Below are 13,845 nucleotides of genomic sequence, written 5' to 3'. Positions count from 1 at the left end.
AAATATTATTATAACTGATTTTAACAATTACTTTACTAAAAGTTCTTCCAGTTCTTCAAGAGATTTACCTTTGGTTTCAGGTACTTTAAACCACATAATTATAAAGCCTAAAACAGCAAATATTCCAAAGATTAAAAAGGTCTTTGCATTACCGAATATGGATAACTCCCATGGAAATAACAGTTGAACTAAAAAAGCAATTCCTAAGTTTATTAATCCAACAAACGAAATTGCAATTCCTCTAATTCTATTAGGAAAAAGCTCAGAAAAAAGAACCCACATTACGGGGCCAATAGACATGGCATATGCGCCTACAAAACCTATGATGCCTACAAGAATTAGCAACGTGTTCATTTTAGCTGAAGCTGTTACTAAAGTAGCTTCATGTATTGCAGCCGATTCTTCTCCCAAAGCAGCGACTATGGCTGCCTTAAAATCCAAATCGGTCTCAAATACTTTTCCTACCAGTGATGCTATTTGGTCTCTGTTTATTTCTGAAGGGAGGTTTGCTAATGCTTCTTGGCTTAAAGCATAAGTAGCTTCATTAAAACCGTAACTTAATAAGAACAGGCAAATAGCTATTCCAATCATACCAATTATAAGCAATGGTTTTCTCCCAAATTTATCAATGGTTAACATAGCAACAATAGTAAATCCAAGATTTGTCAGTCCAACTAAAGCTGCTTGAACAAATGAGGCATCTGTACCAATACCAGTTTGTTCAAAAATCATTGGCGCATAGAATAATACAGCGTTTATTCCAACAATTTGCTGAAAGATCCCTACAATAAGCCCTATTATAATAACCTTTTTCATTGATTTTTTAAAAAGGTCTCCTAGTTTAGATTTTTCTTTATTCTGATCTTCAGAAATACTCTGGGCAACATCTTTAATTTGAATTTCTGCCTCCTCATCAGAAACTATTTTTTTCATAACCTTAATGGCTTCTTCTTTCTTGCCTTTTGTCATCAACCAACGTGGGCTTCGGGGAACAATTAATAAACCCAAATAATATAATATAGCAGGAAGCGCCTCTAAACCGAGCATCCAGCGCCAATTCCATTTGTCCATACCAATATTTTCTGCCCAAGTTGCACCCGAACTTCCCCATTTAAGGATTAAATAATTTGTAAAGAATGCTATTGAAATACCGATAACAATATTTAGCTGATTAAAAGAAACTAGTTGCCCACGCTTTTCTGGAGGGGCAACTTCAGCAATATACATGGGAGCAATAATTAAAGCCGCACCAACCGCTAAACCGCCTATCATTCTAAAAATAATCAACCAAAAGAAAGTTCCAGACAAAGCAGATCCTATGGCGGATATAGTGAACAGTATGGAGGCATATTTTAATAATTTTCTCCTACCATATATGTCACTCATAGGGCCGGCTATTATCATACCAAAAGCAGCAGTTAAAGTTATAGAACTTACTGCCCAGCCTAATTGTATTTTAGTTAATTGGAATTCTGGTTCAATAAATTTTACTACTCCAGAAATCACAGATGCATCAAACCCGAGAAGGAATCCACCCAAGGCCACAATAGCTGCAATACGGATAGTGAATAATTGTTTACTTGACATTGTTTAGTTGTTTTTGCTAAAAAGCATGGCTCCTCAAATTTAGCGTAAAGAAATAGGGATTACCCATGCATTAACTAGACAAAAACTATACAGTCATTTTTTACAATGTATAACAGGTTGTCCTAGAGTATTTATCTATTATAATGAGTTGATAAAATCTTCTAGATTTACGCTTCTAGGAAGGTTCATCTTTTTTCTAATTCTATGTCTAGAAGTATGAACAGATTCTACAGAAATGCCTAGTAATCGTGCCATTTCTTTGCTTGAAAAATTAAGTTTTATTAGAGCACATATTTTTTGATCTCCCTGACTAAGGTTGGGGTATTTTTCAAAGACTTTATTATAGAAATCTTTATTAACATCTACAAAACGCAATTTGAATTCTTCCCAATTCTGATTGTTGCTAACAGAAATAGAACGAAGCACTTTATTTACCTCATGAACTTTAATTTTTTCGTCTTTACCTCTTACTTTATCTTTAAGAGTTCTAAGAAATTCATCTTTTTCAATTAGCTGTAAGGCAGATGCTGCTAATTCTTTATTTTTTAACTCTAATAGTTCCTGAGTTTTTTTATTTTCAAGCTCTTGATTTTTCCTGATAAGTACTTTTTCAGCTTTATGTTTAGCTCTTAAATGCTTCACATAAACAAAGGCAATAATAGCAATAAAAATTACAGATACTAATAAAATAATTCTTTGCAGATTTCCAATTTTTTCTTCTTGCTCCAGTTGTTTCAAATATTGCTTCTGAATTTGTTGCTCCTGTCTTTGCTTTTCTAATCTGTAAGAGTCCTTAATTTCTAATAAGGATTGATTGTTAGAACTTCTGCTGTCAAAAAACTTTCGATCTAATTCTTTAGCTATCTTTAAATTTTCAAAAGCTTTTGGGTAGTTGTTTTTTTTCAAAAATAATTCTGTTAATTTCTCATAAACCAAGGGCGTAAAATCTATATGCGAATTATATTCTTTAGAAATTTCAAGGGCTTTATTGTAGTATAATTCACCTTCATTAAGGTTATCCATTTTCAAATGAATGTCTCCAATTTGTTTGTAAATAAGTACTAAATATGGTCTATTGTTCTTCTCAAAGTGTGGCAAAATTTGATGGGCAACTTCTAAAGCCTTCTCAGGCTGCTGCATTTCGGAAAGAACAAATACTTTCTCGAAATCAATAGATTCCCTATTAAACCCTGTATCATCTTTAGGCAAAAACATGTAGCAACTATCTAGATATTTTTTTGCTATCTCTACATTTCCTAATTCCCTATTAGTAGAGGTGATAAAATAATAATACGGAACAAGGAAACTTTTGTTAACAACCTCTTTTTTTACTAGTTCTTTTTGAATCTCTAATGCTTTGTTCAAATATTTTAATGCTTCATCTTCCCTTTTGTAATAACTATAAACCCTGCCAAGTCTATGATAAATCAATGACTTAATGGTTTTATTATCAAGGTTGTCGGTTAACATTAAAGCATTCCAGTAGGCATCGTATGATTTTGAATAATTGGCATTATTTTCAAAAATATCTGCCTTTGACATTAAAGCTTTGACTGCTTCAATAGTATCTCCGGATTTTAATAATTCTTCATAACTTTTTTGAAATAATACTAAGGAGCTGTCGGGGTATTTATGCCTTATTTCATTAGCCTTATTACTTAAATATTTTGCTTTTTGTCTAATAGAATCATTTTGAATAAAAGTGGTTGAGGCATAGACAATAGGAGTAATGCTTACCAATAATACAGATACAATTGTTTTGAGTATGGCATTCATAGCTGTTAAATATTGCGTTTAGTTTAGTGGTGAAGGCTAATATAAGGTAATTTTTGATGAATAGAAGAATATGTAAAGTCAATAAGGGGTGATTTATAACTAACAAACTTATGCTTTAACTATTAAAAAACCCATATAAATATCGTGTTTATATGGGTTTTCACTGTACACAAATAAAAGTTATTTGTGCTTTTGTGTAAAGTCAATTAACTAGTGCTTTTTACAGATATGTCTAGTTTATGATTATTAATAAACAACGAATTTCGAGAACCCCACATTGTTTTTATCTTTTTCAAAAGTGATTATATATATGCCTTGTTTAAGATTGTTTACTGATATTCTATTTTGAGACTTATAAATAGATAATTCTTTAACAAGAGTTCCTAGTACATTGTAAATTTGTGCTTTTGAATTCATTAATTCATCAGAGACTACAACTGTTAATTCTTCCTTAACAGGGTTTGGAAACAAAAAGAATGACTTATCGATAAAGAAGATTTCTTCATAAATACCTTGGCAATCTTTATCTGTTCTAACCTTTAATTTGTTAGCGCCATCTATCAAGTCTAAGGTGATTGTCTTGGAACTAGTTTGAATTTCTCTTCCGTTAAGGTCAATGTAATAATTCTCGCTTCCTCCCAGGTTCAGAGTCAAGGCATTTTTTGAATCACTTATTTTAGAGGTAACATCAAGTGGTTCTGGTTCTCCAATTTCAACCACAAATTCAATATCATATTCTGGATAAGCCGGAACTGTAATAACTATATTATAGGTGCCAGGATTTAAACCTTGAGTGTCTAAGGTATTAGTAAAATCAAAAATTTCATTATAACCATCAGGACCAGATACAGTAGCTTTATAATTTTGATTAAATGATGTCACAATATTAATAGCGCCATTATTTTCACCAATACAAGTGGCACTAGTTCCCTTAATTCTGTAATTGCTTGATGGCATTTGAGATGGGTTAATTTCTCTAATATTGCTACTGAAATTGAACACCTGTAAAATTATACTACTTACATGACCACCAGAATCTGGAAATTCAACGGTGATTGTATTGTCATTATTTAACAAACCGAAAGGAATAGGAATCTCCAATGTTCCAAAAAATCTTCCTTTATCTGCTTGATTATAACCTCTCCAATTATCTGGTACATTTATCTCAGAGCTATTTACTTTTATAATAGGTTTTAAATCTTTTCCGTGATCTCTTCCAATACCAACTCTTAGTATTGTTTCACCATAAGTGTTTTTTACTACATCATTTACTTGAAAGGTTATAGGTTGATTTGCTGAGATAGGTTTTAAATATTCGGTAGCATAATATTTAACTTCTTCATTTGTTTCATCTATGGTTATTGACTCATCAAAAGCAATTTCTAAAATCATTGTGCTTTCTGCACTCAAAGTAACAGAGGAAGTATTTACTGGTATTGATTCATCTATAAAAACAGGAGCATCTCCGCTAAGATATAAATGCTTTTTCTGTATTGAAGAAATGGTTTTTTCACCTAACTCAAACATTGAGAGATTAATCTCTTCATCAGTAAATAATAAATTATTAAGAATTATGAAAGCTTTATCGCCATCAACATAACTATCAACCTGAATATCCAAATTATCCGATTTGGTATCAACTCTGGTTCCTTTTACATTTTGCCACAATTCATAAAACTTAACACGATCTGTGTATACCCATTGACCTGTATAACTCGCAGGTTCGTTAGATTTTCGCATTAAACGGGCTCCATAAGGCACATTATGAGTGTTGTTAAAACCCCATTCTGCTTTAACAATTGTAAAAGGTATAGCTATGGCTATGGCATCTGGTCTTTCCATGAAAGACATCATCATAGAGTTTTGTGCTTTAATAAATAACCAATCTCTATAAGCACTCCAAGCATCATTTCTCAAATCATGAGTTTGAGCTCCGTATTCCGAAATGACATATTGTTTGGTTTTACCTAACTTTAGCATACTATAATGATCGTGCATATCAAATGTTGCTTCTAAATTACTTCCTGAACGCAAGTCCATCTTACCTCCAAAAACAGGAAAATCATATAAATGCCATGACCAAAAATCCATTTTCTCACCAGCCACATCAACAAAAAGCTTATCCCTATTTAGCCATCTTTGAAAATCACCGGTTTCAAAATCAGGAAAAGCAGCTGTATAACCTCCTATTTTTAAATTAGGATTTTGGGCTCGAATGGCATCTGCAACCTCTACATGAAAATCTGCAATTTCTTGCAGGGAATTAGTATAATTACTCTTTCCTCCTAAAGCTTCATAGGCAGGTTCATTAATAACCTCAACCCAATCTGGTTCAGGTTGTCCATTGCCTCCATGAAATTCATTAAAGTAACGCCCCATATATTCACCCGTAGCTGTAGGGCTTGCTAATTTCCACCCTGTATTACTGGTTGCTCTTTGGCTTTCTCCAGTCCAAAATGGATGTAACTGGGCAGCTATTACATGATTCAATTTTCTGGCTTCATATGCATGTAGATGTGTTTTTGAAGCGTAATTATTTCTGGAGTTCAATCCCTTAGATGCTATTTGAGCAGGATCTGCAAAACCTGGTCTAGTAGGGTCTTCAGGCATAAAGTTTAGATTCCAAGTGATACCACCAGTGTCTCTACCCAAATAAACATCATAGCCATTTAAAAAATGATCTCTTAAATCTGCGGTAAAATTATCACCTTCCCATTCATTTTCAGTTTGGTTGGCGTGAATTGTAATGAATTTTTCCCTTTGAAAGGTATCTACCTCTCCAACCGTATGTTTTACATTAAAGTTAACATCTACATTGGTTTGTGAAATAGCGGGAAATGATATTAAAAATACAATTGATAAAAAGTGAAGTAAAGCTCTTTTCATTATAACCGTTTAGATTCCTGTTTAATTTTATTGGGTAACCGCTAAAATAACCTAAAACACAAGTAAATTGAAAAAAATGAACTTGACATAAACTACACAAACCACTATACGTAGCAACAAAAGTGCTCTTTCATAGAAGAAATGTTCAATAGCCAAAATCTATTTAGTTAGAAGGCTAATAATATTAAAAATTATAGTAAAAAGTTAAATTAAATGTTTGCTTCTGTACTTGTTAGGTGTCACATTTTTCACTTTTTTAAATTGCTTATAAAAAAATGGTAAGGATTCATAGCCACATGCAAACCCAATTTGAGCCACAGACCAGTCCGTATCAATTAACATTCTGCTAGCTATATTAATACGGTATTCATTTAAAAAAGTGAAAAAAGGTCTCCCCATCATTTTACTGAAAAATCTTGAAAATGAATGTTCAGACATATTCACCAAATCAGCCAACTCCTTTAAGAAGATTTTTCTTGAATAATTCGCTTCTAAAAACTCATGAATTTTGGTCATTCTGCTACCGTATTCCGTTGGAATATCATCTTCAAAACTCGCATGTGATAAATAGGTGAATTTACATTTGGATAATGCCAAAAGTAATTCTAACAAATCAAGGTATAAAGTATAGTCTTCAACATGTAATAAAGCTTCAATTTTAGGTCTTAAATGATTAATATCATGCGATTTAAACAAAATCCCCCTAGAAGCGGCTTTAAGCATAATAAACAAATTATCTAATTCTGGCACCCTTGAATAAATACCTTTGTTCCATTGTAATACAATTGATTCAGGTGCTTCTTGATCTTGAAAATTTTTCCAACAATGGGGTAAGTAAGAACGTAATAAAACCAATTCTCCAGGTTGATATGATCCAACATAATCACCAATAAATTTAGTGCCCGTACTTTTTGTTATATAAGTTAGCTCATGTTGTGGATGAAAATGCCAAGGTGCATCAAAGTCTTCACCAGTATATTTATAGGCCAAAATGGACTTTTTTTCTCCTAATTTTATTTTTTCCAGAACCGGTTTCATATCTTATTATGCCATATTTTTGTCCAAAATATGAAAATCTATACAAAATAGTTTACTTATTAGTCAAAATAAGATAATTATCATATTTATTTAATGTCAATATTTGTATCCTAGAAAGTTTGTTCGCGCTAAATTCACTAAAAAACTATTCAAAACTAAAAGAGAAAAGTAGATGAAAAAAAGTACAATTTCAGACCCATTTAAGGAGGCAAGGGAAGGCAAAGGATTTGGTGAAATGAATGACCAAAACGATCCGGTTAAAATGGTTCTTGGTCATAAAGATGTACGTAAATGTGCCCATAATTGGAAAACATTCCAATCTGGTGGAGAGGAAGTTGGTCGTATTGTGGTGCCTTCCGAAGTTCATATTAGAGAGATTCGTCAAATTCCTTTTGAAGTGGATCCTCCAGAACATAAAAGTTACAGAGATTTGGTTGACCCTTGGTTTAAAAGACCATTAGAGTCATCATATCAAGCAAGTTTATCTGAAATCATTAATGAAGTTGTTGATGAAGCCTTAGATAAGGGTGTCATTGAAGTTGTTGAAGGGTTTTCATTAAAATTGCAGTCTAGAGCACTTACTTTATTACTTAACATTCCTTACGATGAAGCTGATTTATGGATTTCTTGGGGAACACATGTATTTAGAAGTGAAGATACCGCACTAGATGGTGATAAAGCCAATATACTTTATGATTATATTGATGCTCAAATAGATAAAGCTATAGCTAATCCTGGTGATGATTTATATTCTGTTTTACTAGCTTCTGAAGTTAACGGAAAAAAAATGACTAAAGAAGAAGTTAAAGGTGTTCTGATTTTAACTTTTGCTGGTGGCAGAGATACCGTTATTAATGCAGTTACTAATTCTATAGCTTATTTTGCCGATCATCCGGGATCATTGGATAGACTACGTGCTGAACCAGAAATAATGAATACAGCAATTGAAGAATTAATTCGTTATTTTTCACCATTAACACAAATGGGACGAGTAGTAACTGAAGATACCCAAGTATGCGAGCATGCTGTGAAAGCACAAAGTAGGATTTCTATGTGTTGGGCTTCTGCAAATAGAGATGAACGGGTTTTCGATAGAGCTAATGAGGTAGTTTTAGACCGAAAAGTAAATCCACATGTAGCATTTGGATTTGGAACTCACAATTGTTTAGGTGCTACTCATGCGCGTCAAATCATGAAAATATTATTGACTACACTTACTCAAAAAGTGAAATCAATGGAGATTTTAGATTGTAAAGAAAATATAGAAGACCTCGACGAATTTAAACGTAAAGTAGGTTATGATAGTATTAATGTAAAATTCAATAAACTTTAAAATAAAACACTAAATAATATAAATATGGCGAAAATAACTTTTATTACAAGCGACGGAAAAACAAAAACAGTTGAGGGAACTAGTGGATCTGTAATGGAATTAGCAGTTCAAAATAAGATTAAAGGAATTGATGGTGATTGCGGTGGCGTTTGTTCTTGTGCTACTTGTCATGTGCATGTTAAACCTGAACAATGGAATCTTACGGGAGCTCCTGACGAATTAGAAAATGACATGCTAGAGTTTGATGAGAATGTTAGTGAATATAGCAGGCTTTCTTGTCAGATAAAAGTAAGTGAAGACCTTGACGGTCTTGAATTGACGGTTGCTAAATAGATTAACATGAGCACAACAACCAATGGTCAGGTTTGCGTTGTTATTGGTGCAAGTCATGGGGGTGTAAATTTTGCTTTTAATCTTCGTAGAGAAGGCTGGGAAGGAGACATTATACTCTATGATATTGACAAGGAATTCCCTTATCATCGTCCACCACTTTCAAAAGCATATTTAACAAGTGAAGAAGGAACCGAACAGAGTTTACTATTTCCAAAGGAAAATTATGAAATAGATAACGTAAGGTTAAAACTGGGTATAGCTGTTGAGAGTATCAATCGTGATAGTAAATTTATTTCTCTAAGTGATGGTTCCGTCCAATATTATAATAAATTGGTTATTGCCACAGGTGCAAGACCGTTTATCCCACCTATTAAAGGCATTGATTTAGCTAGAAATTTGTACCACATGCGAACAGCTGAAGATGCTGTTAATATTAGAAAAGCATTCAACACCTCCAGTAAAAAACAAGTTGTTGTTATAGGCGGTGGATACATTGGTTTAGAAACTGCTGCTTCGCTAAGAAAATTAGGCGCATCGGTAGTGGTTTTGGAGCGTGAAGAACGCATTTTAGCTAGAGTAACTGCTCCAGTTATGTCAGAGTTTTTTACTGATCTACATGAAAACAATGGTGTGAAAGTTCTTACTGGTAAAAATGTGATTTCTATTGAACAAGAAGGTGATACTAATGTTGTGGTTTGTGATGATAGTACTCAATTTGAAGCAGATTTAATAGTAGTTGGTGTTGGCATTAGAGTTAATACTGAATTAGCTACTGAGACCGGATTAAATATTGAAAATGGTATTAAGGTAGATGAAACGGCTAGAACCAATGATGAAAATATATATTCCATTGGAGATTGCACTTATCATTATAATCCACATTTTAAATGCTACCTTCGTTTAGAGTCGGTTCAAAACGCAGTTGACCAAGGAAAAGTTGCTGCTAAAACCATGTGCGGAGAAGAAGTAGTGTATGACACCATTCCCTGGTTTTGGTCAGATCAGTTTGATGTTAAACTCCAAATGGTAGGACTTTCTAAAGGCTATACCGACATTGTCATTAGAAATGAAGAAGCTGAAAACAGTTTTTCAGCATGGTATTTTAAAGATGATGAATTGCTTGCTGTTGATGCTGTAAATTTTGCCAAAGCCTTTGTGTTAGGCACTCGTTTTATTAAATCTGGGCAAAAACTAGATAAATTGAAATTAGCAGATTTAACCATTCCATTTAAACCAAATAGCTTTTTAGCTGAATAAAAAATAAAACTATGTCAATCATTTCAAAAAGTGCCATTGCAACAGGAGATGGTAAATTTATAATAGATACTATTACAATCGCTGAACCTAAAGCTGATGAAATAGTTGTAAAGATAAAAGCAGCTGGTTTATGTCATACGGACCACGATTCTCTAAACTGGGGCAAACCTATTGTACTAGGTCATGAAGGTGCTGGGGTAGTAGAACAAATAGGTAGTAAAGTAACCGATTTAAAAGTTGGAGATAAAGTTATTTTAAACTGGGCTACACCTTGTATGAAGTGTTTCCAATGTCAAGAAGGTAACCAACATATTTGTGAAAATAATTCACCCGTTACAGCTGGTGGGAATGGATACACTCCCGGACATCCGCATTTAGAAGGTTCGATGTGGAATGATAAACCTATAGAACGTTCTTTCAATATTGGAACCATTGCAGAATATGCTTTAGTAAAAGAATCAGCTTGTGTAAAGCTAGATAGTGATATGCCTATGCCTTCGGCAAGTATAATTAGTTGTGGTGTAATGACAGGTTATGGTTCTGTAGTAAATTCAGCAGAATTAACCGCAGGAAGTTCTGCTGTTGTTTTAGGTACTGGAGGTGTCGGGTTAAACGTTATTCAAGGCGCTAAAGTGTCTGGAGCTTCTAAAATCATTGCTATCGATATTAACGAAGAACGTCTGGAAATGGCAAAACAATTCGGAGCTACACACACCATAAAAGCCAATAAAGAAGATGTTGGATTAATGCAAGCTGCTGAAGAAGTAAAAAAAATGACCGATGGAAGAGGAGCTGATTATGCTTTTGAATGTACTGCGGTACCTGCTTTAGGAGCTGCGCCTTTAGCTATGATAAGAAACGCTGGAACTGCTGTTCAAGTAAGTGGCATTGAAGAGGAAATTACTATTGATATGAATTTGTTTGAATGGGATAAAATATATATCAATCCCTTATATGGAAAATGTCGACCTCAAATAGATTTCCCTAAATTGGTTTCGCTTTATGATAAGGGTGATTTAATGTTGGATGAAATGATAACAAGAACATATCCTCTTGAAAATTTACAGCAAGCATTTGACGATATGCTAGCTGGTAGAAATGCTAAAGGCGTTATTGTATTCAATTAAAAAAACAAACTAATGAAATATATCATTTACCCCATTGTGTTTTTATGGCTTTCAATATTGCCTGCACAAGAAATAGAATTATTAAAAAATTGGAAGTTTACCAATTATGATTACGGAGGTGCTTTTCAGAAGGATTTCAATGACGAAAATTGGGATTCTGTTACCATACCACATGATTGGGCGGTAAAGGAAGATTTTAATTTTACGCATGACATCCAGTTAACCATGGTGATTCAAGATGGCGAAACTAAACCAAAATATAGAACAGGTAGAACCGGTGCTTTACCGTATGTAGGGATTGGTTGGTATAGAACAAACTATGAAGTTTCAGCATCAGATTTAGAACAAAAAGTTCAACTAATGTTTGATGGCGCCATGAGTAACGCCAAGGTTTATGTTAATGGAAATTATGTTGGTGAGAGGCCATTTGGTTACATTTCATTCTATTTTGATATCACAAAACATTTAACTCCAGATAATAATGTTATTGCTGTTAGACTTGAAAACTTTAGTAGTCAATCACGTTGGTATCCTGGAGCCGGTTTATACAGAAAAGTGTCTGTTGTTAAAACAAATAAAACACATGTTAAAACTTGGGGAACTTTTGTGTCAACACCCGTAATTACTAAAAAGAGTGCAACCGTTAATTTAGATTTAGAAATTTTAGGAGAAGGGAACTGCACTGTTGTAAATGAAGTTTTTACTCCACAGGGTGTTATTGCTGCCAAAAGCTCAAAAGAAATTAAGATTGATGGTGAGCAGAAAATTTCAGAGGATTTTAAAATAAAGAAGCCGAAGCTTTGGGATATAAAAACTCCACATTTGTACAATTTAAAAACATCCATTTTAAAAGAAGGAAAAATAATTGACACTTATACTACGCCATTTGGAATTAGAAGTATTCGTTTTGAATTAGACGGATTCTATTTAAATGATAGAAAAGTGCGATTTAAAGGTGTTAACATGCATCATGATTTTGGGCCGGTTGGTGCTGCTTTTCATAAGGAATTGTTTGTGCGTCAAATGAAAAAGATGAAGGAGATGGGTGTGAATTCTATTCGATTTTCACACAATCCTCCTGCACCAGAAGCTTTAGATATTTGTGACGAAATGGGAATTTTAGCAATTGATGAAGCTTTTGATGAATGGCAGATTGGAAAGGTGCTAAACGGTTATTCTAAACAGTTTGATTTATGGGCTAAAAAAGATTTAACAGATATGATTTTGCGTGATAGAAATCACCCAAGTGTTATTATGTGGAGTATTGGCAATGAAATTATGGAACAATATCAAAAAGACCCTAATGATATCACCTCATATTTAAATGATATTGTTAAGACTCTGGATACTACCCGTGCCACTACCGCTGGATTTAATTCGGCTAATAACGCATTACAAAGTGGAATGGCTTCAACAGTTGATGTTGCTGGATTTAACTACAAACCTGGGATTTATCATAAAATTAGAGAGCATTATCCTAATTTAAAATTCTATGCCAGTGAAACTGGAGGGTCATTGAGTACGAGAAATTCGTATAAATTTCCAGTTAATTTTGATACCGCTCAAACAAAGAGAGGTACATCTCTTAATACAGAATTGTATCCTGATGGGCAGCCAGGTAACTATGAAAACACTAATGTGCCTTGGGGATATTCACCTTATAAAGAATTTGCTTCTCAAGATTATAATGATTTTGTTTATGGCGAATTTGTTTGGACAGGTTATGATTATTTAGGAGAACCTTCACCTTATCATACGGCTAAATCGAGAAGCTCTTATTTTGCGCCTGTTGATATGGTTGGAATGGAAAAGGATAAATTCTATTTGTATCAAAGTGAATGGAATGAGGAGGCAGAAGTTTTACATTTTTATCCGCATTGGACATTGCCAGAAATGAAGGGGAAAGAAATTCCTGTAGTTTGTTATACAACTTATGAAAAAGCTGAATTATTTGTAAATGGAAAAAGTTATGGCATTAAAACCAAGCAAAAACAAGAGGTTCCAGAGTTTTTAGCTGAAAACATAGAAAAAGAAGCTTCAGGAGGGACTACCTTAGCCCAATTAAAGGCTTATGCTATAGTTTGGGAAAATGTTGTTTATGAGCCTGGTGAGGCTGTAGTTGTTGGTTATGATAAGAAGGGGGAAAAGGTAGGCCAGACGAAACGTGTAACTTCTGGAGAACCACATAGTATTAAAATTGAAAGCGAAGTACCAACATTAAATAAAGGTGAAGTTGCTGTGTATATTGTTTCGGTTGTAGATAAGGAAGATAATATATGTGTTCTATACAATGAAAATATGCATATTGAAGTTAACGGAGCAGCAACATTTTTAGCATCTGGCAATGGAGATCCGACTAATGTGCAAAACCTATCAAAGCCTGAAAGAAGATTGTTTAATGGTCAAGCTGTGATTTTTGTAAAATCTAATAATGAAGGAGCTATTGGTATTTCGGTGAAATCAAAAAATTTAAATAGTACTAACACATCATTAATTGTAAAATAAATC

9 protein-coding genes are annotated in these 13,845 nt (G+C 33.5%); 5 read left to right on the top strand and 4 right to left on the bottom strand.

Going from position 1 to position 13,845, the window contains the following annotated elements; all coding sequences use genetic code 11:
• Positions 1–27 precede the first annotated feature (27 nt).
• The 4 genes from FUA22_RS11835 to FUA22_RS11820 all read right to left on the bottom strand — a co-directional run bounded on the left by FUA22_RS11835 (position 28) and on the right by FUA22_RS11820 (position 7,287).
• A complete protein-coding gene (locus tag FUA22_RS11835) occupies positions 28–1,587 on the bottom strand; it encodes a sugar porter family MFS transporter (protein WP_147768593.1) in 1,560 nt (519 codons plus the stop codon).
• 138 nt (positions 1,588–1,725) lie between these two features.
• Positions 1,726–3,363: a hypothetical protein gene (locus FUA22_RS11830; RefSeq protein WP_147768591.1), complete on the bottom strand. Its 1,638-nt coding sequence runs from the start codon at positions 3,361–3,363 to the stop codon at positions 1,726–1,728.
• A 246-nt stretch (positions 3,364–3,609) separates the two neighbouring features.
• On the bottom strand, positions 3,610–6,249 hold the full coding sequence (locus FUA22_RS11825; protein ID WP_147768589.1) for a T9SS type A sorting domain-containing protein: 2,640 nt from the start codon (positions 6,247–6,249) through the stop codon (positions 3,610–3,612).
• Between the two features lie 204 nt (positions 6,250–6,453).
• Positions 6,454–7,287 carry an AraC family transcriptional regulator gene (locus tag FUA22_RS11820; RefSeq protein ID WP_147768587.1) on the bottom strand — a complete coding sequence of 278 codons (834 nt, stop codon included), beginning with the start codon at positions 7,285–7,287 and terminating at the stop codon, positions 6,454–6,456.
• Between the two features lie 172 nt (positions 7,288–7,459).
• Here FUA22_RS11820 and FUA22_RS11815 point away from each other — a divergent pair, with 172 nt between their 5' ends.
• From FUA22_RS11815 to FUA22_RS11795, 5 genes are read left to right on the top strand one after another with little or no spacing between them, the layout of a single operon-like run.
• A complete protein-coding gene (locus FUA22_RS11815) occupies positions 7,460–8,620 on the top strand; it encodes a cytochrome P450 (protein WP_147768585.1) in 1,161 nt (386 codons plus the stop codon).
• A 24-nt stretch (positions 8,621–8,644) separates the two neighbouring features.
• Complete coding sequence (locus tag FUA22_RS11810; protein ID WP_147768583.1) at positions 8,645–8,953, top strand: 2Fe-2S iron-sulfur cluster-binding protein; 309 nt, start codon at positions 8,645–8,647, stop codon at positions 8,951–8,953.
• A 6-nt stretch (positions 8,954–8,959) separates the two neighbouring features.
• Entirely contained in the window at positions 8,960–10,210 is a 1,251-nt protein-coding gene (locus FUA22_RS11805; RefSeq protein ID WP_147768580.1) for an NAD(P)/FAD-dependent oxidoreductase, read from the top strand.
• A gap of 11 nt (positions 10,211–10,221) precedes the next feature.
• On the top strand, positions 10,222–11,337 hold the full coding sequence (locus FUA22_RS11800) for a Zn-dependent alcohol dehydrogenase (protein ID WP_147768578.1): 1,116 nt from the start codon (positions 10,222–10,224) through the stop codon (positions 11,335–11,337).
• A gap of 12 nt (positions 11,338–11,349) precedes the next feature.
• Complete coding sequence (locus FUA22_RS11795) at positions 11,350–13,842, top strand: glycoside hydrolase family 2 TIM barrel-domain containing protein (protein ID WP_147768576.1); 2,493 nt, start codon at positions 11,350–11,352, stop codon at positions 13,840–13,842.
• Positions 13,843–13,845 lie beyond the last annotated feature (3 nt).

The organism is Seonamhaeicola maritimus (assembly GCF_008056315.1).
GTDB lineage: Bacteria > Bacteroidota > Bacteroidia > Flavobacteriales > Flavobacteriaceae > Seonamhaeicola > Seonamhaeicola maritimus.
The sequence above is the reverse complement of the archived record's forward strand: the minus strand, read 5'-3'. Positions and strand labels throughout refer to the sequence as shown.